General features: G+C 35.5%; 21 protein-coding genes. 15 read left to right on the forward strand and 6 right to left on the reverse strand.

Annotated features, from left to right (window positions below; genetic code table 11):
• Positions 1–35 precede the first annotated feature (35 nt).
• Positions 36–893 carry a peptide chain release factor N(5)-glutamine methyltransferase gene (prmC, locus tag ACEN2H_RS08805; RefSeq protein WP_441731959.1) on the forward strand — a complete coding sequence of 286 codons (858 nt, stop codon included), beginning with the start codon at positions 36–38 and terminating at the stop codon, positions 891–893.
• A gap of 53 nt (positions 894–946) precedes the next feature.
• Here the strand turns inward: prmC and ACEN2H_RS08810 are convergent, their stop codons facing one another.
• On the reverse strand, positions 947–2,191 hold the full coding sequence (locus tag ACEN2H_RS08810) for an ABC transporter permease (protein ID WP_441731961.1): 1,245 nt from the start codon (positions 2,189–2,191) through the stop codon (positions 947–949).
• A 153-nt stretch (positions 2,192–2,344) separates the two neighbouring features.
• Between ACEN2H_RS08810 and ACEN2H_RS08815 the strand changes: the two genes are divergently transcribed.
• From ACEN2H_RS08815 to ACEN2H_RS08865, 11 genes are all read left to right on the forward strand, one after another.
• Complete coding sequence (locus ACEN2H_RS08815) at positions 2,345–3,511, forward strand: hypothetical protein (RefSeq protein ID WP_441731962.1); 1,167 nt, start codon at positions 2,345–2,347, stop codon at positions 3,509–3,511.
• Between the two features lie 60 nt (positions 3,512–3,571).
• Entirely contained in the window at positions 3,572–4,942 is a 1,371-nt protein-coding gene (hisS, locus tag ACEN2H_RS08820; RefSeq protein WP_441731963.1) for a histidine--tRNA ligase, read from the forward strand.
• A 297-nt stretch (positions 4,943–5,239) separates the two neighbouring features.
• Complete coding sequence (locus ACEN2H_RS08825; RefSeq protein WP_441731964.1) at positions 5,240–5,815, forward strand: nucleotide exchange factor GrpE; 576 nt, start codon at positions 5,240–5,242, stop codon at positions 5,813–5,815.
• Positions 5,816–5,919: 104 nt separating this feature from the next.
• Positions 5,920–7,044: a molecular chaperone DnaJ gene (dnaJ, locus tag ACEN2H_RS08830; RefSeq protein WP_441731965.1), complete on the forward strand. Its 1,125-nt coding sequence runs from the start codon at positions 5,920–5,922 to the stop codon at positions 7,042–7,044.
• Between the two features lie 125 nt (positions 7,045–7,169).
• Positions 7,170–8,093 (forward strand): ABC transporter ATP-binding protein, encoded by a 924-nt coding sequence (locus ACEN2H_RS08835; RefSeq protein ID WP_441731966.1) that lies wholly within the window; start codon positions 7,170–7,172, stop codon positions 8,091–8,093.
• Positions 8,094–8,112: 19 nt separating this feature from the next.
• Positions 8,113–9,429: an ABC transporter permease gene (locus ACEN2H_RS08840; protein ID WP_441731967.1), complete on the forward strand. Its 1,317-nt coding sequence runs from the start codon at positions 8,113–8,115 to the stop codon at positions 9,427–9,429.
• 196 nt (positions 9,430–9,625) lie between these two features.
• Positions 9,626–10,789 carry a sigma-54-dependent transcriptional regulator gene (locus tag ACEN2H_RS08845; protein WP_441731968.1) on the forward strand — a complete coding sequence of 388 codons (1,164 nt, stop codon included), beginning with the start codon at positions 9,626–9,628 and terminating at the stop codon, positions 10,787–10,789.
• A gap of 97 nt (positions 10,790–10,886) precedes the next feature.
• Positions 10,887–11,540, forward strand: a complete 654-nt coding sequence (locus ACEN2H_RS08850) for a DEAD/DEAH box helicase (protein ID WP_441731969.1) — start codon at positions 10,887–10,889, stop codon at positions 11,538–11,540.
• A 21-nt stretch (positions 11,541–11,561) separates the two neighbouring features.
• Positions 11,562–11,780: a DUF2007 domain-containing protein gene (locus ACEN2H_RS08855; protein WP_091431049.1), complete on the forward strand. Its 219-nt coding sequence runs from the start codon at positions 11,562–11,564 to the stop codon at positions 11,778–11,780.
• A gap of 30 nt (positions 11,781–11,810) precedes the next feature.
• Positions 11,811–12,296 (forward strand): GNAT family N-acetyltransferase, encoded by a 486-nt coding sequence (locus ACEN2H_RS08860; protein WP_441731970.1) that lies wholly within the window; start codon positions 11,811–11,813, stop codon positions 12,294–12,296.
• A 61-nt stretch (positions 12,297–12,357) separates the two neighbouring features.
• Positions 12,358–13,155 carry a Cof-type HAD-IIB family hydrolase gene (locus ACEN2H_RS08865; RefSeq protein WP_441731971.1) on the forward strand — a complete coding sequence of 266 codons (798 nt, stop codon included), beginning with the start codon at positions 12,358–12,360 and terminating at the stop codon, positions 13,153–13,155.
• Here the strand turns inward: ACEN2H_RS08865 and ACEN2H_RS08870 are convergent.
• On the reverse strand, positions 13,152–14,756 hold the full coding sequence (locus ACEN2H_RS08870) for an ABC transporter substrate-binding protein (RefSeq protein WP_441731972.1): 1,605 nt from the start codon (positions 14,754–14,756) through the stop codon (positions 13,152–13,154). The genes ACEN2H_RS08865 and ACEN2H_RS08870 overlap by 4 nt on opposite strands.
• 87 nt (positions 14,757–14,843) lie before the next feature.
• Between ACEN2H_RS08870 and mtaB the strand changes: the two genes are divergently transcribed.
• Positions 14,844–16,172 carry a tRNA (N(6)-L-threonylcarbamoyladenosine(37)-C(2))-methylthiotransferase MtaB gene (mtaB, locus tag ACEN2H_RS08875; protein ID WP_441731973.1) on the forward strand — a complete coding sequence of 443 codons (1,329 nt, stop codon included), beginning with the start codon at positions 14,844–14,846 and terminating at the stop codon, positions 16,170–16,172.
• Positions 16,173–16,341: 169 nt separating this feature from the next.
• Here mtaB and ACEN2H_RS08880 read toward each other — a convergent pair whose 3' ends face one another.
• The 3 genes from ACEN2H_RS08880 to ACEN2H_RS08890 all read right to left on the reverse strand — a co-directional run bounded on the left by ACEN2H_RS08880 (position 16,342) and on the right by ACEN2H_RS08890 (position 18,670).
• The gene (locus ACEN2H_RS08880) at positions 16,342–17,058 is read right to left on the reverse strand and encodes a 3-ketoacyl-ACP reductase (RefSeq protein WP_441731974.1); all 717 of its coding nucleotides are present in this window, start codon (positions 17,056–17,058) and stop codon (positions 16,342–16,344) included.
• An 83-nt stretch (positions 17,059–17,141) separates the two neighbouring features.
• On the reverse strand, positions 17,142–17,831 hold the full coding sequence (locus ACEN2H_RS08885; protein WP_441731975.1) for a CPBP family intramembrane glutamic endopeptidase: 690 nt from the start codon (positions 17,829–17,831) through the stop codon (positions 17,142–17,144).
• Between the two features lie 2 nt (positions 17,832–17,833).
• Positions 17,834–18,670 (reverse strand): DUF6929 family protein, encoded by an 837-nt coding sequence (locus ACEN2H_RS08890; protein ID WP_441731976.1) that lies wholly within the window; start codon positions 18,668–18,670, stop codon positions 17,834–17,836.
• A gap of 172 nt (positions 18,671–18,842) precedes the next feature.
• On the opposite strand from ACEN2H_RS08890, the gene ACEN2H_RS08895 reads away from it, so the two are divergent.
• Complete coding sequence (locus tag ACEN2H_RS08895; RefSeq protein WP_441731977.1) at positions 18,843–19,724, forward strand: PPK2 family polyphosphate kinase; 882 nt, start codon at positions 18,843–18,845, stop codon at positions 19,722–19,724.
• Between the two features lie 91 nt (positions 19,725–19,815).
• Here ACEN2H_RS08895 and ACEN2H_RS08900 read toward each other — a convergent pair whose 3' ends face one another.
• Positions 19,816–20,367 carry a hypothetical protein gene (locus tag ACEN2H_RS08900; RefSeq protein ID WP_441731978.1) on the reverse strand — a complete coding sequence of 184 codons (552 nt, stop codon included), beginning with the start codon at positions 20,365–20,367 and terminating at the stop codon, positions 19,816–19,818.
• A gap of 230 nt (positions 20,368–20,597) precedes the next feature.
• Between ACEN2H_RS08900 and ACEN2H_RS08905 the strand changes: the two genes are divergently transcribed.
• Positions 20,598–21,980 carry an MATE family efflux transporter gene (locus ACEN2H_RS08905; protein WP_441731979.1) on the forward strand — a complete coding sequence of 461 codons (1,383 nt, stop codon included), beginning with the start codon at positions 20,598–20,600 and terminating at the stop codon, positions 21,978–21,980.
• The last annotated feature ends 40 nt before the right edge of the window (positions 21,981–22,020 follow it).

Genomic DNA, 22,020 nt, shown 5'->3' on the forward strand with positions numbered 1-22,020 from the left:
CTAGTTTCTAAATCGATATTTAAATATCCAATACAATGAAAATTAGACAATACCGAGACCTGTTTATTAAAACCCTATCACCAATTCACGGCGAAGGCGAAGCTGAAAGTTTTTTTTACTTGATATTGGAAGCAAAGCATCAGTTGAAAAGAATTGATTTGGCTTTGCGACCAGATATGCATCTTACAGACGCAGAGATTTTGGTTTGGAACATTCTTATCGAGCAACTGAAACTGGAAATTCCGATCCAATACTTATTAGGTAAGACTAGCTTTTATGGTTTGGACTTTGAGGTTAATTCGTCTGTTTTGATACCAAGACCGGAAACAGAAGAATTAGTAGAATGGATTTTAGAAAATCAAAAGCCAAAAGTCAACATTCGAAAGCTTAGAGTTCTGGACATTGGAACTGGAAGCGGTTGTATTGCAATTTCATTGGCAAAGAATATTTCTAACGCAGAAGTTTTTGCCATTGATATTTCTCAAACAGCTGTGTCTACCGCCAAAAAAAACGCGGAAACAAATAAAGTTGAGGTGACTTTTATGACCCAAGACATCCTTCAAACCGATAATTTAGGTCAGCAATTTGACGTCATCGTATCGAATCCCCCTTATGTCCGTAATCTGGAAAAACAGGAAATCAAGAAAAATGTTTTAGATAATGAACCCCATTTAGCGCTTTTTGTCGAGGATACCGATGCATTGATTTTTTACAAGAAGATTTCCGAATTGGCCCAAAAGAACTTGGCTCCAAACGGACAGTTGTTTTTTGAAATTAATCAATATTTGGGTAAGGAAACTATAGCGCTGTTAACCGAAATGGGTTTTAAGAACATCGAATTGCGCAAAGATATTTATGGCAATGACCGGATGATAAGAGCAACTATTCAGTGATCACTGTTCCGTATTACTAAGCTGAAAACTGAATACTGAGCACTTCGATTTTTTTATTCGTAGCGCAAGGCTTCAATAGGATCTAGAACTGCTGCTTTTATGGCGGGGTATAATCCGGAAACTATCGCCACAATAAAGCTGGTTATAAAAGCGGCAAAAATGGCAACCCAAGGAATCACAAAGTCGAAACTAAACGCAGTCGCTATTCCATAACCTATTAAGATTCCTAAAACGATCCCTACCATACCTCCTAGTTGACCTATAAGTAATGTTTCTATGAAAAACTGAATGGCTACAGTAGATTTTTTGGCACCTAAGGCTTTTCTAACGCCTATTTCTCGTGTGCGTTCCGTTACCGAAACGATCATTATGTTCATTAAAGCTATGGAGGATCCCAGTACGGTAATAATTCCAATTAACCAAGACGCAAGGCCCAGGTATTGGGTGATTCCAAGGATTCTATTGATAAGGTCGTCGCTTCGCACCACGCCAAAGTTATTGTCTTTTACAGGACTTAATTTGCGAACATTACGCATCGTAATAGTTGCGTTATCGATAGCTTGGTCTAATAATTCTTTTTTAGTAACCATGACACTCATGGTGTAATTAATATTAGGTGCTGTAAAAAGAGACCTTGCCAACTGAATTGGAATTAAAACCCTCAAATCCTGTTTGTTGCCAAAAGTGGAACCTTTTTCTTTTAGCATACCGATTACTTTAAATCGAGCTCCTCGAATAGAAATTGTTTTATCAATTGGGTTGATGTCTTTCAGGAGTCCTTTTTCAAAATCGGAACCCACAATGCAAACATAATTGTTGTTTTCTATATCAAAGCCCGTAAAGTTTCTTCCCAGACTGGTTTCCAAACCGGAATTATTCATGAAATATTCATCGACACCAAGTACAGTGATTTCTGGGTCGGTTTTGTTAGCTTCATATTTTACTTCTGCATTCGAAGTTGCGGTAAACGAAAGTGAAGTTTCAGAAAATGGATAATTATATTTATTTTTAAAAGCTACTGCTTCGGGATAGGATACAATTGGATTTATGATTTCTCGTTCCTCACGTCCTTGTCTTCGAATAATGTTTTCATATTGTTTGATATTGAAAGTGTTGGATCCCATCGATGCAAAATCGGAGGAAATGGTGTTTTCCAAAGCGGATACTACTGTCAGTACTCCAACCAAGGCGGTAATCCCTATGGCGATAATTAATACGGTAAGAGTGGTTCGTAATATTTGTGTTCTTATGGAACCAACAGCGATCCGTACATTTTCTTTGAATAAATTTAGCATCATGGTAGTTTGACACAAAAATACAATTTTTGTTACAAGTTTGTTTTAGAAGAGTTTTTTTTATTTTAAAAGTAAGATATTTGTTGTAAGAATAATAAGAATTTCGATCTTTAACAAATGGATTTTTTAGAATTCGTAATTTGTAAATTCATTAACATGAAGAAAACTCTTTTTGCCCTTTTCTGTATTCTTTTTTGCAATTCTGGCAACTCACAGAATTTTAAAATCAACAAAACTATTGCTGATAAAATAACAAAATTGCCTTTAGAAAACGTTAATATTTTTAATGATAATGACAATTCGACCACAAACCAAGAAGGATTATTTATGTTTGTTTCAAGTAAAAATGAAATCAATTTCAATTTATTGGGCTATAATTCTATAAAAACTACTTTTAAGGAAATAGAAAAGAAAGACACCATTTACATGGAAGCCAAGGCCCTTGAGCTACAGGAAGTTGTAATAACAAATTTAGAACCATTTATCAAAAAAGTATATGATAAAATGGCGGATAATTATATTTCAAATTACACTTCGAACTTTTTTTTAAGGAATGTGCTTAAAAAAGATAACAGTATCGTCGTGTTACAAGATATTCATGCAAAAAGAGGTAAAAATGCGAGTTCAAAAAATGCTAGTGAGATTGAAGTTTTGAACATGAGAAAAACAAGTTTTTTTGAAAAAAAGGATAGGGTTGATTTTGCATTTCCAAATTTTAAGGAGTTTCTTGGTGGATCATTTCCTGCAATTGACCAAAATATTTTTACCGAAGAAGAATATAATGATGTTGATTACATGAAAATTTTATTTGAAGCGGAAGGAAAAAACGTTCAGGGGCAAATTAGTTCTGGATATTTTATTATTAATAGAAATGATTATGCTGTAGTCGAGTTTTTTCTTGTTTCCTATGACAATCCAGAAGTTGTGCTATATCAAAAATTTAAGTTATCAAGTACACAATACAGAACAACAAAATATGAAAGACTAATTAGATATGCTAAAAACAGTGTTCTAAATAAATATTATCTCAATTTATCTAGACTTGATGCGCAGGTAGAAGTGTTGGCCGATAAAAAAAGCGAGAAAACATTTTATTTCAACTTAACAATGGATTATTTCATTACTAATTCTATCACTAATGAAAAAGTAGAATCTAATTTCGCGGTTGATAAGGATGTTTTTAAAGCGAAGTTTCCATATTCAGCAGATTTTTGGAACAATCAAAATCAATTGCCCTTAACTAAGGAGCTAAAAGACTTTTTAAAACGCGTTTCTGAAAATAAAGACAAAAAGAAGCAATTTGAGATAATTGGGAATTTTTAATTCTTTTTATTTTAAAAACGAGATATTTGCAACAGAATTAAAAAATACGAATTAAATAAAATGGCATCAAAACCAAGTATACCTAAAGGAACCAGAGATTTTTCACCTGCCGAGGTGGCAAAACGACAATATATCATACAAATTATTAAAAGTAATTTTGAGAAATTTGGTTTTCAACCCATAGAAACGCCTTCATTCGAGAACTCCGAAACCCTAATGGGAAAATACGGGGAGGAAGGCGACCGTTTAATTTTCAAGATATTAAACTCGGGTGATTATTTGGCCAAAGCCAATGCATCTCACCTCGAGAATAAAGAAAGTACTAAGTTGACTTCAACTATATCTGAGAAAGCTTTGCGTTATGACTTAACCGTGCCTTTTGCAAGATACGTGGTACAGCACCAAAACGACATTGAATTTCCTTTTAAGAGATACCAAATCCAACCTGTTTGGCGTGCCGACAGGCCGCAAAAAGGTCGTTTCAGGGAGTTTTTCCAGTGCGATGCCGACGTGGTGGGTTCAAAGTCTTTATGGCAAGAGGTAGAATTGGTGCAGCTTTATGACATGGTTTTTACGGAATTGGGATTGAAAGGGACGACTATCAAAATCAATAATAGAAAGATTTTGTCGGGTATAGCTGAAGTAATTGGCGCTTCCGATAAATTGATTGATTTTACGGTGGCTCTCGATAAACTAGACAAAATAGGCGAGGACGGCGTAAAAAAGGAAATGCTCGAAAAAGGAATTTCAGAGGAAGCAATAAATAAAGTACAACCCCTTTTTAATTTTACAGGGACCATTTCAGAGAAAATAGAGAAACTAGCATTGTTATTAGCTTCTTCACAAGAAGGAACGAAAGGTGTGGAAGAGCTGCGTTTCATTTGTGAAAACATAATGAATCTAGGATTGTCATCAGCAATTCTAGATTTGGATGTTACCTTGGCCCGTGGTTTGAATTATTACACAGGGGCTATTTTTGAAGTGGCTCCACCAAAAGAAGTTGCTATGGGATCCATAGGAGGAGGTGGACGATATGATGATTTGACAGGAATTTTTGGATTAAAAAACATGAGTGGTGTTGGGATTTCTTTTGGGCTAGATCGTATTTATCTCGTTGTAGAGGAATTGAATTTGTTCCCGGAAACGGTTACAGCAACGACAAAAGCCTTGTTTATCAATTACGGTGATAGTGAAGCTTTTTATGCTATGAAAGCGATCAAGAAACTAAGGTTGGCCGGTATAAAAGCAGAATTGTATCCAGACAACACAAAAGTTGCAAAGCAGTTTCAGCATGCCGATAAGCGCAAAATTCCCTTTGCAGTCATCATCGGGCAAGATGAAATTGCGTCGAATAGCTTCGCCCTTAAAAACCTAGCAACGGGAGAACAACTTTCACTTGATTTTGAAGGGCTAAAAAAGGCACTTCTGTAAAAAATATTCAGACGTAAAAAAAAGCTTTGTTTAAGTAAACAAAGCTTTTTTTAATATAAGGTAATCACGAATTAATAATTATTCAGTAACCAACCTAATTTAAAGATTAGAACCGACCTCAAAGTTAGATAAAGTAAAACGTATATAATCTTAAAGTTATATTAAAATTTAATCGATAACAATAGAAGTTAATCTCAGACAGTAAATTTTAGAAGACAAACGATAATTACAAAAGAATGACAATTTGACATTTGCTTAGAATTGGCAGTACTTTTGCAATCCATAAAAAAGTGAAAAATGAAGTTTAAAAATATTTTTAAAAATAAAGGTAATATGACTACTGAAAATACAGAAATCGACAAAGAGATGGATGATGTAACATTAGAAAACAATTCAACTGAAGAGATTGTTACTGATGAGTTAAGTGTTGAAGAGCAATTGTCGGAAGACTTAGCTAAAGAGAAAGATAAGTATTTACGATTATTTGCTGAATTTGAAAACTATAAAAGAAGAACTTCAAAAGAACGTATAGAGTTATTCAAAACGGCTAACCAAGAAGTTTTGTTGGCTATGCTTCCTGTTTTGGACGATTTTGACAGAGCAATGGCCGAGATAAGCAAATCAGAAGATGAAGTGCTTTTAAAAGGAGTGCAGTTAATTCATGAGAAATTAAAAAACACTTTAGTTTCTAAGGGACTGGAGCAAGTTGAGGTAAAAGCCGGTGATGCATTTGATGCTGATTTTGCAGAAGCAATAACGCAAATTCCAGCTGCATCAGCTAAGATGAAAGGGAAAATTGTAGATGTTCTTGAAAAGGGATACAAATTAGGCGAAAAAATTATTCGTTTTCCAAAAGTTGTTATTGGGCAATAGTTGATTCGCGATACGTCGCGCCCAGTTAATAAATGAGACGCAATAAATAACGTCTTTATCCGGTAATGCGTTTGGTCGCAATTGTGCCATTCAAAAATATAAAGATGAAAAAAGATTTTTACGAGATATTAGGTATTTCAAAAGGAGCAAATGCTGCAGAAATAAAGAAAGCCTACAGAAAGAAAGCATTAGAACATCATCCTGACAAAAACCCTGACGACAAATCGGCAGAAGAAAAATTCAAAGTAGCTGCTGAGGCTTATGAGGTTTTAAGTGACCCGAACAAGAAAGCGAAGTACGATCAATACGGTCATCAAGCTTTTGACGGCTCTGGAGGTTTTGGCGGCGGCGGTGGTCAAGGCGGAATGAATATGGATGACATTTTCAGTCAGTTTGGAGATATTTTCGGTAGCGCCTTTGGTGGCGGTGGCGGAGGATTTGGTGGCGGAGGTGGTCAACGTAGAACCAAGGGAAGCAACCTTCGTATCAAAGTAAAATTGACTCTTGAAGAAGTCGCAAACGGGGTTGAGAAAAAAGTAAAAGTAAAACGTAAAGTTCAAGCTCCAGGAGTTTCTTATAGAACATGTTCTACCTGTAATGGGCAAGGCCAAGTGATGCGAGTAACTAATACTATTCTGGGAAGAATGCAATCGGCTTCTACTTGTCCTACTTGTGGCGGTTCTGGGCAGATTTTGGATAAAAAACCAGCTGAAGCAGATTCACAAGGAATGATAATTGAGGATGATACCGTTTCTATAAAAATTCCTGCAGGTGTTGTTGACGGTATGCAATTGAAAGTTTCCAATAAAGGAAATGATGCTGCTGGAAATAGTGTTCCAGGAGATTTGATCGTAGCTATTGAAGAGCTTGAGCATGAATTCCTGAAACGTGAAGGAGAGAATCTTCATTATGATTTATATATCAGTTTATCCGAAGCGGTTCTTGGGGTCTCTAAAGATATCGAAGCTATAAATGGGAAAGTGAGAATTAAACTCGAAGAGGGAATACAATCTGGTAAAATATTGAGATTAAAAGGAAAAGGAATTCCAAGCATCAACGGTTACGGGAATGGTGATTTGTTAGTGCATGTGAATGTCTGGACTCCAAAAGTCTTAAACAAGAATCAGAGAGAATTTTTCGAGAAGAATCTGACCGATGAAAACTTTATCCCAAATCCTGAAAAATCAGATAAATCATTTTTCGAGAAAGTAAAAGATATGTTTTCGTAACTTTTAAAAGGCTTAAAGTTAAGTAAGTTTCCCATCCTTGTGAAAACAAGGCTGGGTTTTTTTATGTAACAATAATATCTATTTAGATACTAATTATTTACTTTTACACAAATTCAAAATTCAGCATGAGTACCCTACTTGAAGTCAACAAAGTCGTAAAGCAATATGGTGATTACGTTGCGCTTAATGAAGTTTCTTTGACCGTGCCTACGGGCAGTATATACGGTCTTTTGGGTCCAAACGGGGCCGGAAAAACATCACTGATCCGAATAATAAATCAGATAACCTTACCTGATAGTGGCGAAATCATCCTTGATGGTGAGAAATTGCAGTCTAAGCACGTTCAATATATTGGATATCTTCCGGAAGAAAGAGGTTTGTACACTAGTATGAAAGTGGGGGAGCAATGCTTGTATTTGGCACAAATGAAAGGATTGTCAAAAGCTGAAGCCACAAAACAATTGAATTACTGGTTTGAAAAATTAGAAATTCAAGGCTGGTGGAACAAGAAAATACAGGAACTTTCAAAAGGAATGGCCCAGAAGATTCAGTTTGTTGTGTGTGTGTTGCACAAACCCAAATTATTGATTTTTGACGAGCCTTTTTCTGGTTTTGATCCAGTTAATGCCAACATAATTAAAGACGAAATCCTGGCTTTGAGAGATGAAGGTGCTACTATAATTTTCTCTACGCACCGTATGGAAAGTGTAGAAGAATTATGTGATCACATCGCCTTAATTCATAAGTCTAATAAACTGATAGAAGGAAAACTAGATGATGTTAAAAGACAATTCAAAACTAATAGTTTCGAAGTTGGAATTTTAACCGATAATGTCGAAGGTCTGATGTATGATATTACTGAAAAATTTACCGTCGGTCCTGCCAATTTTAAATCGCTTACAAACGAATTGAAACTCGAAATTAAAATAGGGAATGCCATGCCAAATGAATTACTGAATGTTTTGACACAACGTGGCCAGGTAACTCATTTTATGGAAAAAATACCAAGCGTAAATGATATTTTTATCCAAACTGTCAGCGAAAAGTAATTTATAATTTATAACTCCTATGAGTATTATTTCACTAATCATAAAAAGAGAATTTATTGCTAAAGTGCGCAATAAATCTTTTATAGTTATGACTTTTTTAAGTCCGTTACTTTTTGTTGCTATTGCTGCATTTGTGGGTTATCTAAGTTCCATGAAAGCAGATACGAAACGCATCGCCATTCATGATGAATCTGGTTTGTTCGTCAAAGAATTTGTTGGTCAAAATATAGAAAAGGGGGAATATAAGTACCTTGATTTATCGCTTATTGATACACAATTCTTGAAGGATAGTATTACAAAAGAGAGTTATGAAGGCTTGCTTCTGATTCCCAACACAACTAATGTAGCCGATTTAGAAAGCAAGATTCAGTTTATATCTAATGATAGCCCTAGTATTTTATTTATAGAAAACGTTCAAGGGATTATTGCTAATAAAATCACCAAAATTAACCTTGAAGAGGCAAATTTGGATACCGAGGCAATTAAAAATGCGCAGTCAAAAGTAAATATAAGCCTTGCTAAAGCTTCTGGGGAGCAAAGCGTAAAAGGACTCAATGAAATTAAAATTGTTATTGGTGGTGGATTTGGTTATTTGATCATGATGTTTATCATTATCTACGGAAATATGGTGATGCGTTCTGTGATTGAAGAAAAAACAAATCGAATTGTTGAAATAATTATTTCTTCGGTAAAACCTTTTCAATTGATGATTGGTAAAATCATCGGAACTTCTCTAGCTGGAATTCTGCAGTTCTTCATTTGGGCTGCAATAGGTCTTTCTCTGATGTTTGCCGCTTCGCTATTTTTTGGTGTAAACGTCGGCCCAACGGCGAAAATTCCACCAGAATTGATGCAACAAGCACAGCATGAATTTGCCGGTACAGCCCAGATGTATATCAAAGAGTTGTGGAACTTGCCTATCGCGAGTATTCTCATCGGTTTTGTGGTCTATTTCATAGGAGGCTATTTCTTATACAGTTCATTTTACGCAGCTATTGGAGCTGCTGTCGATAATCAAACAGACTCTCAACAGTTTTTATTGCCCATCATCATGCCATTGATGCTGAGTGTTTATGTTGGTTTTTTCAGTGTAATCAACGACCCAAATGGCACGATAGCAGTTGTTTTTTCAATGATTCCGCTTACATCGCCAATTGTGATGTTGATGCGGATCCCGTTTGGCGTACCTTTGTGGCAAATTGCAATTTCAGTAAGCTTGTTATTTGCGACCTTCTTTTCGGTAGTTTGGTTTGCCGCTAAAATATATCGCGTTGGTATATTGATGTATGGTAAAAAGCCCACATGGAAAGAGTTGTACAAATGGCTTAAGTATTAATTCACTCTCCAAAGAATAGGAATTTGGAGCGAATGGCTTGGTTTTTGTCAGTAATGATTGTACCTGCTATCGCCTTTATCTCTTTGTCCCTAAATGTCGGGACTGCGAGGATACCGGCTCTATCAGGGCTAAAGAGCCAAAATTTGGATTCTTTTTGTCTGCAAACAACCAAATTAACGATTAAACAAAGTATTAGATGCCAAAAATATTAATCATAGAAGACGAAGCCGCCATCAGAAGAGTACTTTCAAAAATACTTTCGGAAGAGAATGATACGTATCAAGTTGAAGATGCAGAAGATGGTGTTGCAGGCTATGAAAAAATAAAAAATAACGACTACGATTTAGTTTTGTGCGATATAAAAATGCCAAAAATGGATGGTGTTGAATTGCTTGAAGCAGTCAAAAAAATAAAACCCGAAATTCCTATCGTGATGATTTCTGGTCATGGTGATATGGAAACGGCGATCAATACAATGCGAATGGGGGCTTTTGATTATATCTCGAAACCACCTGATTTAAACCGTTTATTGAATACAGTCAGAAATGCTTTAGACAAAAAACAACTCGTTGTAGAAAATAAGATTTTAAAGAAAAAAGTTAGTAAAAACTACGAGATGATTGGGGAAAGTGAAGCAATTAATCACATTAAAGTGATGATTGACAAGGTAGCCCAAACTGAAGCGCGAGTTCTTATTACGGGACCCAATGGAACCGGAAAAGAATTAGTGGCGCATCAATTGCATGAAAAAAGCGAACGCGCTAATTTTCCGTTAATCGAAGTCAATTGTGCTGCAATTCCAAGCGAATTGATCGAAAGTGAATTGTTTGGACACGTTAAAGGAGCATTCACCTCTGCGGTGAAAGACCGAGCGGGTAAATTTGAAGCGGCAGATAAAGGAACTATTTTTCTAGATGAAATTGGCGATATGAGTCTTTCGGCTCAAGCTAAAGTGTTGCGTGTGCTGCAAGAAAGCATGATTTCTAGAGTGGGGGCAGATAAAGATATTAAAGTCGATGTTCGTGTGGTTGCGGCGACCAACAAAGATTTGAAAACCGAAATTGCCGAAGGACGTTTCCGAGAGGATTTGTACCACCGTCTGGCGGTTATATTGATTAAGGTACCTTCATTAAACGAAAGACGTGATGATATTCCGCTGTTAATATCTCATTTTACAGATAAAATTGCTTCAGAGCAAAAGAATGCAAAAAAGAAGTTTTCTAAAGATGCCGTCAAACTCCTGCAAGAATACGATTGGACAGGAAATATCCGTGAACTGCGAAATGTGGTGGAACGTTTAATTATTCTTGGCGGAAGCGAAATTTCCGAAAATGACGTAAAGCTTTTTGCAAGTAAATAAAAATAATTATAATGATTTAGAAATTAACTAAAGCGAAGATTTGACATCTGTTTTAATCTTTCAATCTTTTAATTTTTCAATCTTTCAATCATAAGAAATGAAATTAAAAAAATTAAACGAAAAGCTACAAGAAGCATTAATTGAAAATGGCTTAACGGAAGCTAATCAAATGCAGAAAGAAACTTTTTCGACTTTAAAAAGTGGAGCAGATTGTATTATCATTGCGCCAAAAGGAAGTGGTAAAACAACAACTATCGTAATCAATGTGATTCAGCAGTTGGTTTGTGAGGGAGAGCAATCTCCTCGTGCTTTGATAATCGTGGAAGACAAAGCCAAGGTCTTAGAAATGGAGGAGCTTTTTAAAAAGTTTGGAAGATATACTAATATGACCGTTTACGGAGTACACGATAAAGGGGATATGGAATATGATAAAAATTTCATTTCAGGCGGAATTGATGTTTTGATTGGAACTCCTAATAAGTTGAGCGAGATGTTTACTATGGCTGGTTTTAATGTAAACAGACTTAAAATGTTTATTCTTGATGATGCAGATCCCATTTTGCGATTGCGTCATGAAACTAAAATCATGCGTATTTCAAACAGTATCAATAAAACACAGCGTATTATATTTTCGGAGCAGTTGACAGACAGAATTGACACACTAGCCGAGAAAATGTTAGTCGAGCCTTTTTTGTTTGAAATAGAGGAAGACGAAGAAGAAGAGGAAGAGAATGAAGAGCTTGAAAAATAAAATAATATAAAATAAAATACCATGGGATTAATGAAAGTGTTTTCGGGAAGCGAAATTTTAGCATTGGCTTTAAAAGAGAAAATAGAAGCGATAGGAGTTGATGTAGTGAAGAAAGACAACATACAATCCGCACGATTGGCAGGTTTTGGAAGTTCAGGTTCGGCGGTGGAACTTTTTGTTCAGGAAACAGAATATGGCAAGGTGAGCCCTGTTATTGAAGAATTTAGACTGAGTATTTAGCCAAATAGGAATATTTAAAACCCAACCAAAATGAATGTTAGAGAAGCGACAGAATTAGATTATGATTCAATTTGGGACATTTTTAAAATGGTCATTGCAACAGCAGATACCTATGTGTTTAATCCAAATACTTCAAAATCTGATTTAAGAAAGCATTGGTTGTCCAATTATATGCAGACTTATGTAGTTACTGAAGATGAAAAAATTTTGGGTACCTATATTTTAAAACCAAATCAAATTGATTTGGGAGACCATATTGCCAATTGCAGCTATATGGTAAATCCAGATGTTCAAGGTAAGGGCGTTGGAAAATTAATGTGTCAGCATTCTATCGAAGCGGCAAGAGAAAGTGGATTTGAAGCCATACAGTTTAACATTGTTGTCAGTACAAACCAAGCTGCTGTAAATCTATGGAAGAAATTCGAATTTGAGATTATTGGTGTTACACCAAAAGGATTTCGCCATGGAAAATTAGGTTTTGTTGATACTTACATCATGTATAAAAATTTAAAATAATGATTGTCAAAAGCTGTTTTAAAAAAATATAATCTGCGAAATTGCGGGTATAAAAATAAATATGAAATACAAAATGTTGGTTTTAGACATGGATGATACCTTGTTGAATGATGACCATGAAGTTTCGATTGAGAATAAAGAAATGCTTGCTAAAGCAATAGAATTAGGAGTTCATGTGATTTTGGCTTCAGGAAGGCCAACGCCAGCAATGCTAGCATACGCCAAAGAGTTGAACTTGCATAATTCCTATATGATTTCTTATAATGGAGCAGTGATTTCTGATTTAAAAGAAGATAAAATCATTTTTGAACAAACGCTGACTCAAGAACAAATTCATGAATTATATGATTATAGTATAAAAAGCAAAATTCATATTATCACTTATGTTGATGGGGAAATTGTGAGTGAAACGGATTCTGAATACATTGAAATCGAAAGAAAAATAACGGGATTGGTACACAACAAAGTATTGGATTTTAAAGCTGCCGTTCAATCGTCTGCTGTAAAATGTATTTTGCTTGCACAACCAAGTTATTTGAAAGACGTTGAAATTGACCTCAAAAAAGCGATGCCGCATTTGAGTGTAAGTATGTCAAAACCCTTTTTCCTTGAAGTCGCACAAAACGGTATCGACAAAGGGGCAAGCATCAAATTATTAGCAGAAAAACTAAACATTCTTCAAAGTGAAATCATAGCCGTTGGTAACGCGGGCAATGACTTAACAATGATCGAATATGCTGGACTGGGCGTTTGGGTAGATAATGTGACTCCTGAACTTCGTCATAAAGGGGACGTTATTGTTGCTTCAAACAATAATCATGGAGTTGCTGAGGTAGTGAGAAGATTTATATTGAATTAATTCTTTTTTACTCTTTTTAAACTCAATAAATTCAAAGGGTTCATGCCTAAGCCAGTCACGTTTTTTCTAGTAAAACGGGCCACTTTGTCATAAAACAACGGAATTACTGGCGCTTCGTTAAGGATGATTTTATCCATCCTTTGATACAAGATATAGCGCTTTTTGTCATCGGTTCCTTTGAAAGCCTGCTCGTATAATTTATCGAATTCGGCATTTTTAAAATGGGTGTAATTTGGTCCGTTTGGCGAGAAATTTTCACTGTAAAACAGGGACAAATAATTCTCGGCATCGGGATAGTCAGCAATCCAGCTCGCTCTAAAAAAGGAAACTTTACCGGTAGAAATAGCTGATCGCAAAGTAGACGGTGGACTTATATCGACTTGAACATCCAATCCTATTTTTTGCCATTCCCGTTGCAAGAATTCCCCAATATCTACATAGGAGGCGTTAGTGCTCAATTGAATTATTGGGTTTTTATCGCCCGTTGTTCTTTTGTAGTCGTTCACTAATTCTTTTGCTTTTTCGATATTGTAATCATAGCCTTTGGCATTATTGAAGCTTGGCAAACCCATCGGTATCATTCCGTTTACGGCCGGTGTTCCCATATTGTTTCTCAAATAAGTGACCAACTTTTGACGGTCAAAGCCATAATTCATCGCTTGACGAATTCGTAGGTCCATAACAGCTTTGTTGTCTCCATCCATTCTGAAACCTAAATATTCTGTGTTGAGGTATGGCCCCGTGATAAGGTTAACGTCATTTTTGTACTTAGGTTGAAGTTCGCCTATTTGAGTAAGGATTTCGTCTTTATAAGAAGGATCTAGGCCCGAAGTGAAATCCAGCTTTCCTTGTATGAATTGCAGAAAACCACTTTGCTTGTCGGGCAAAAATGTAATGGCGACAGCTTCAAGATAAGGCAAATTCTTGCCTTTTTCGTCTGTTTCATAATACAGTGGGTTCTTTCGCAAAACCAGTTTTACGTTTTCTTCCCATAATTTAAATTGGAAAGGTCCTGTTCCTATTGGATGTGATCGAAAAGCACTACCGTAGTGCTCCGTAATTTCTTTTGGTACCACTGAGGCATATTTCATAGTCATTAATCCAAGGAAAGCAGGGAATGGTTTGATCAGTTTAATCTCAAAGACGCTGTCATTTTTGGCTTTAAAATTTTCGACATTTTGCAAAACCCATCCTCCGGGTGAGGCTACTTTTTTATCCAATAGACGAGCTAAACTGTATTCGAAATCTTGGGCTTTCACAGTCCGAGTACTATCCTTGCCAAATAGAATATGTTTATGGAAAAAGACATCATTACGTAAGGTAAATGTATAGGTTTTTGCATCGGGGGATATAGTCCATGATTTTGCAATATCAGGCTGTATATGCAAGCTGTCATCCAATTGTAATAAGCCGTTGAAAATGTGGTTACAAGCCCAAATATTGGATTGCACTTTTGAAAAAGCGGGATCTAAAGAGGTGATATTGGAGCTTTCATTGTATCTAAAAACGAGCTGGTCTTTGTTTTTAGCACTCTCTTTTCCGCAAGATAGAAATGTTAAAACAATACAAAATACTGATATATAAGGGATTATTGATTTCATTTTGAAAAATATTGTACGTAAATTTGCAAACTCATTTTACAAAGATGTAAATATAATAAGTTACTACTTAAAACGTAGTTTATCCCTATGGAAAACAGAAAAAAAGTTGCCTTTTATACGCTTGGATGCAAACTGAATTTTTCAGAAACATCAACAATTGCTCGAAATTTTCAAGATGAAGGTTTTGACCGTGTTGATTTTGAAGAAGTCGCCGATATGTATGTTATCAATACTTGTTCAGTGACAGAGAACGCAGATAAGCAGTTCAAGCAGGTTGTAAAAAAAGCGATGAAACTTAATGATAAAGCTTTTGTGGCGGCAGTAGGTTGTTATGCCCAATTGAAACCAGAAGAACTAGCGGCTGTTGACGGTGTAGACTTGGTTCTTGGTGCTACGGAAAAGTTCAAAATCTTGGATTACATCAATGATTTGAGTAAAAATGATATGGGTGAAGTGCATTCCTGCGAGATCTCAGAAGCTGATTTCTATGTGGGAAGTTATTCGATTGGTGACAGAACGCGTGCTTTCCTGAAAGTACAGGACGGTTGTGATTACAAATGTACTTATTGTACTATTCCACTAGCAAGAGGGATTTCTCGCAGTGATGAATTAGAAAATGTGTTGAAAAACGCAAAAGATATTTCAGATCAAAACATCAAGGAAATTGTGTTGACGGGAGTGAATATTGGAGATTACGGAAAAGGAGAGTTTGGAAATAAAAAACACGAACATACATTCTTAGAATTGGTTCAAGAATTAGATAAAGTAGAAGGAATCGAAAGATTGCGAATCTCGTCTATTGAGCCGAACTTATTGAAAAACGAAACAATAGAATTTGTATCGAAAAGCAGAACTTTTGTACCTCATTTTCATATTCCATTACAATCTGGAAGTAACGAAATTTTGAAATTAATGAAGCGTCGCTACCAACGCGAAATCTATACGGAACGAGTTAATAAAATTCGTGAAGTGATGCCACATGCTTGCATTGGAGTAGATGTTATCGTAGGTTTTCCAGGAGAAACAGACGAACATTTTTTGGATACCTATCATTTCCTGAATAATATGGACATCTCGTATTTACATGTTTTTACTTATTCAGAGCGTGATAATACCGAAGCTGCCGATATGCCGGGAGTTGTTCCAGCTAATGTACGTTCAAAACGAAGCAAAATGATGCGTGGATTATCAGTTAAGAAACGTCGTGCTTTTTATGAAGGCCAGTTGGGAACTAATAGGACAGTACTGTTTGAAAGTGAAAATAAAGAAGGTTATATTCATGGTTTTACAGAAAACTACATAAGAGTAAAAACACCTTGGAATCCAGAATTAGTAAACATGTTACACGAAATCAATCTAACGAAAATTGATGATGACGGCAATGTGCGAATAGAATTTGTTTCTGCTCTCGTTTAATAATTAAACATAGAAGTCATATAAGTAAAATTAGTCAAACGTCTTAAAGTCGAATGGCCAATCTAGATTATAAAAAACTAGTAAGGGATTAAGTTCGTTAAGTATTACGCTTAATTTTCTTAATCCCTTACTAGTTTAAAAAACTTATTTGACTATATGTTAAAAAACATTACGGGTTCGTAGACCAGATACTGCTATTTTTTATAAAAACGCGTCGGTTTAATTTTAACTGTGCGATAATCAATTCGGCCATATCTTCTGCTTGCATCACTTTTTCAGGGTTGCCATCAGTTAGTTTCAAATCTTTAGCCATTTCTGTAGCAACGGTACTTGGGATTAACGCAGTCGCACGAATATTGTGCTTGCGGACTTCTTGCATCAACGAATCAGTGAGTCCTAAAACGGCAAATTTAGAGGCGCTATAGGCACTTGTCATGGCGTTTCCGTTCAATCCTGCTGTTGAAGAAATATTGAAAATGTCTCCTGTTTGTCTTTCAATCATATTTGGCAATACGGCCCGGGTAACATAATAAGTTCCCATTAAGTTTACTTGAATGATACGCTCCCATTCTTGAGGTTCTAGCTCTAGGAATTTCCCAAAAGCCGCAATTCCTGCGTTATTGATTAAAATATCGATGGTGCCAAATTCAGCTAGTGCTTTTTCAACGGCAGCGTTTACCGAGTTGATGTAAGCAACATCTGCGCTTATTGCAAGCGCTTTTACTCGCAAGGAGCGCGCTTTTGCCGCAACATTATCTATTTCGTCTTGTGTTCGGGCAAGTAAGATCACGTTTACACCTTCTTTGGCTAAGGCCAAAGCAATCGCTTTTCCAATTCCTTTTCCTGCACCTGTTATTAGAGCATTTTTATTTTTTAAGTCAGTCATCTTATTGAAGTTTGTATGTTACCAGCAAAGTTATAGTATTCCTTTTTTTTAAACGAGTTGACAATGTGAATAAATCTATAAAGTTATTGTACTAGGGATGTCTTGTTGAGTAGAACCAATAGATCCCATAAGAAATGGCACAATATGACGATTTTAATGTTCCTGTATTTTTGATAATGGAAAGCCAAAACCAATCCTATAAAAAAAGGACCGACTATTTGTATTAAAGTTCCATAGCTATAATGAATAAGTCCGAAAATAATGCTTGATAAAATGATGGCTAAATAGGTGTTTTTTAATACTATTTCTAATCTAGGAATCAGATACCCTCTAAAAAATAGTTCTTCAGTAATACCAGCAGTTATTGATGTGAACAAGATTAAGGGAATGTTGTTTGTAAAATACTTCATGATTTCATCGATCTTTTGACTTTCGATGTCTGAGCCTGACAATTTAAACATAAGCGAAACCACTAACACCACTAAAACCAGTGTTCCCATTGTTGTAACCACAGATTTTACATAAAAAAGTAATGAATATTTTTTTTCCTTCCAAAGGAGGAAGTTTTGTTTTTCTACGTAAAGGGAGTACATATAAACTAAAAGCAAGCAAAACCAAATAGCTAATCTAGAGATGTAAAATGTGGTTACATAGTTAAAATTAAGTTGTTTAAGAAACGGAAGTGACAATGCAGTAATGGCTAGTAGCAATAGTAAAAATGAAATTCCTCCAATAAGGGTTGACTTCTTCGTTGTCTTTAAATAGTCGGTCATTTTTATTTTAAGTCTAATGTCAGTTTATAAATATCCGTTTCCAGAACCTCTGTATCCTTGTCTTCGCAAAGCAAGAATTCGATTTTCTTCTTTGAATTTTTGAAAACGGTTAGTCCTTCAAATTTATGGCTGTCGCTAATTTTTTTTGTGAACTCCATTTTCATGGTCTCCAGATTGATGCAGCCAATATTACTTCCTAGGATTTCTCCATCGTCGTAGGTTGATTTTGTGTTTTCGGCTGTGGCCAAAAAATAAATTTTTCCCTCAACTAAAACGGCGTCTGTAAAAGTGCTTCGGACTCCTTTTATTTTAGGAAGTTTATAATCGTTTGACATTAAACTGAATTCATCACTTAGTTTTTTTACATGAAGGCTAAACAGGACATTTTTATTTAAAAGACCGTTGCCTCGATTGAATAAAAACCAGTTTTCACCGTCGTAAATGGCACCTTCTAGATTAAAATCTTCGGGATTTACGTTAGCAAAACTTTGCATAACGGCATATAAATCGGCCATAGTGTTGGTTGCTATTTTCTTTTTTTGTTTTAGATCAAATTCGATCATCGTGTTTCTATTAGAGGTAGATCCGGAACCAAATACATAGACGGTGTCTTGATATTGAGTTAAGGATTCGAAATCTGGTTTTTTGCTTTTAGAAATATTTTGGGAAGGGTTTTCTATAAGTGGATAGCTTTTTAAGCTACTACTTTCTATATTATACTCATAAAGGAATCCGCTATTGTCTCCAATTAACAGCAAAGAATTGTCATTGTAGATGAGTCCTGATGCGGAACCTATTCCGATGATCTTAAATAGTAATTCGAGTGTGAATTTTTTCATGAATGTTGTTGTAAAAAGGGATTCCCTAGCCCGGATAGTAGCGAAAATCATTTTAAGCCGCTTTTTTGCGGATTAAAATATTGAAGCGAATAGCCGGAAATAGCTCCTGAAATTCATCAGGTTAGATGCAATAATTTAGTATATTTGAGTGTACAAAGATAAAATATTTCTTATGAAGTCTATTAATCCCGATAATTTTAAAGTGACTGGCAAAATTGATTTATCTAAAATCCCTACGAATTTGTTTAACGAAGCCAGTGATGATGATAAGGAGGAAAAATTAGATAAGGTGCAATTGAAGTTGAGTGCATTGCAGGATGTAATGTATGCGCATAATCGCTATGGTGTTTTGATTTGTCTGCAGGGAATGGACACTTCTGGGAAGGATAGTTTGATTAGGGAAGTTTTTAGGGAGTTTAATCCGCGTGGGGTGGAGGTTTACAGTTTTAAAACGCCAAATTCAACAGAGCTGGAACATGATTATTTGTGGAGGCATTATTTGGCTTTGCCTGAAAAAGGCAAATTTGCTGTTTTTAACCGGACGCATTACGAGAATGTTTTGGTTACCCGTGTGCATCCTGAATACATCTTGAGTGAAAATTTGCCAGGTATTGAAAAAGTAGAAGATATTACGCCTCAGTTTTGGGAAAACAGAATGGAGCAAATCAATAATTTTGAAAAGCACATCACGCAAAATGGGACAATTGTAATGAAGTTTTTCTTCCATTTGAGTAAGGAAGAACAGCGTCAGCGCTTGTTGCGAAGGCTAGAAGAAGAGGAACACCATTGGAAATTCTCAGCAGGAGATTTGAAAGAGCGTGAACACTGGGAGGAATATATGCTCTATTATCAAGAGGCTATTAATAAGACATCGACTGAAAATGCACCTTGGTATATTATTCCCTCTGATGATAAGGATATGGCGCGATATATCGTTGCCAAAATTATTTGGGAGGAAATGCAGAAACATACGGATATCAAAGAACCAGAATTAGATGACAATGTAAAAGCTAACTTTCAGCTGTATAAAGAAATGTTGAAGAAAGAGAAGTGATTTTAGCCATTGCTTTAGCTTTAGATTTAAAAATAATTAAAACAAAAAATGCTCTGAATCTCAGAGCATTTTTTTTTAACTAAAATTAGTTTTACAGTTCAAAACCATAGGCTAATCTTATGCCAACTTGTCTAATTCCTTTTCCTGTAGTTCCATCATTATTCATTTTTGGAAAATCAGAATAGTGTTCGTAACGTAAGGAAACATCAATATATTTTGTTGCATAACCTATACTTGGTGCTAAGATTAATGAAGTATTATTGTAACCGTTAGTCACTGCAAACGCGGCACCAGCTTCTCCCATTACATAAAACTCATCATTCCAAATAAAAGCTTTAAAACCGGCTTTAGCTGGAATAAAACCGAGATCATTTCCTTCAGCTTCGCTTACAAATAAATTTGTAAATCCAGTAGTCAAAGTTAAAGAGTACCTTTTTGTCAAATCATATTGTAATCTGGCATCTGCTCCTAAGGTTAATTTGTATGGATCATTACTAGAGTATCCTCCACTAACACCAAATCCCAATTTGAAACCCTGATCGTAGTTATTAACTTTTTTTGTCTCTTGCCCTTGTACATTATTTGCAAAAATCATTGAAACTGCAAATACAAATAACATTTTAATTTTTCCTGTAATTTTCATAATCGTGTTAATTTGGTTATAATTTGTCTTTTTTGAGCTGTTTAATTGCGCACATATCGACATCTACAAACGTATTACAGGATAGCTGTTGAAATGTTATAGGATTATTTGATTTTGTTACACAATAGTAAACCATAACACAACACAACTAAAAATAGTAGCGTTTATTAATTCAATAATAGAGGGACATTAAAATCGTTCTAATTATATTTGCCATCAAAAAACTGAAATTGAATTTAGCTACCTACACAAAAGAGTTTTCATATAATTTAAGATTGGCCTATCCTATAATTTTGGGGATGTTAGGTCACACCATTGTAGGTATTGTAGATAATGTCATGGTGGGTAAGTTAGGCCCTACGGAGTTAGCGGCTGTTTCTCTTGGGAATAGTTTTATTTTCATAGCGATGTCATTAGGGATTGGGTTTTCAACTGCAATTACCCCATTGGCAGCGGAAGCGGACGGAAAAAAAAGTATTGAAGAAGGACGAAGTGTTTTTCATCATGGATTGTATTTGTGCACGATTTTAGGAGTGTTTCTTTTTGTATTGATATTCTTTTCAAAGCCATTGATTGGCTTCATGGGACAACCTGAAAATGTAGTTGAGTTAGCCAAGCCGTATTTGGACATTGTTGCTTTTTCCCTGATTCCATTGATAATTTTTCAAGGGTATAAACAGTTTGCTGATGGAATGAGTGAGACTAAGTATTCTATGTGGGCTACTATTTTAGGGAATATTGTCAATGTTATTTTGAATTATTTATTTATTTATGGAATTTGGATTTTTCCAGAATTAGGTATTGTTGGTGCGGCTATAGGAACTATTGTCTCTCGGTTTGTAATGCTTGGTTACATGCATTATGTAATGCAAAAAAAGGATAGGTTTCATCCGTTTTTCAAGAAATTTTCTTTAAAAAATATTAAAAGAAAAGTGAATAAAGAAATTATTCGTTTGGGAGCTCCTTCTGCTATGCAAATGTTTTTTGAGGTGGGTCTCTTCACTGGAGCTATTTGGCTTTCGGGTCTTTTAGGAATAGTGAATCAAGCAGCAAATCAAGTTGCACTAAGTTTGGCTAGTTTTACCTTTATGTTCGCCATGGGTTTAAGTGTAGCTGCTTCCATTCGTGTAGGCAATCAAAAAGGCTTGGCTGATTATAAACAATTGCGTATCGTTGCCTTTTCTATATTTTTACTTGCTATAATAGTTGAGACGTTTTTCGCACTGATATTTGTAGTGTTTCATGCACAGCTTCCTGCTTTGTTTGTAGATATGGATAATTTGAAGGACTTTGCTGTAAACACGGAAATGATTGGTATTGCTGGGCAACTATTATTAGTTGCGGCAGTCTTTCAGATTTCAGATGGGATTCAGGTAGTTGTCCTAGGTGCACTAAGAGGATTACAAGATGTCAAAATCCCAATGTACATCACTTTTGTTGCATATTGGGTTGTTGGATTTCCAATATCAATTTATTTAGGTCTCTATACTGAGCTCAAAGGGGTAGGAATTTGGATAGGTCTACTTGCAGGATTATCTATTGCGGCTTTATTTTTGTACCTTCGCTTTGTGAGATTAACAAAAAGGTTACTCGAAGGAAAAACCATAAAATGAATTTGTCCTCACATTTAACTTCTAATTTGTTTTTCTGTTC

Source organism: Flavobacterium sp. W22_SRS_FP1, assembly GCF_052113685.1.
Taxonomy (GTDB): Bacteria; Bacteroidota; Bacteroidia; order Flavobacteriales; family Flavobacteriaceae; genus Flavobacterium.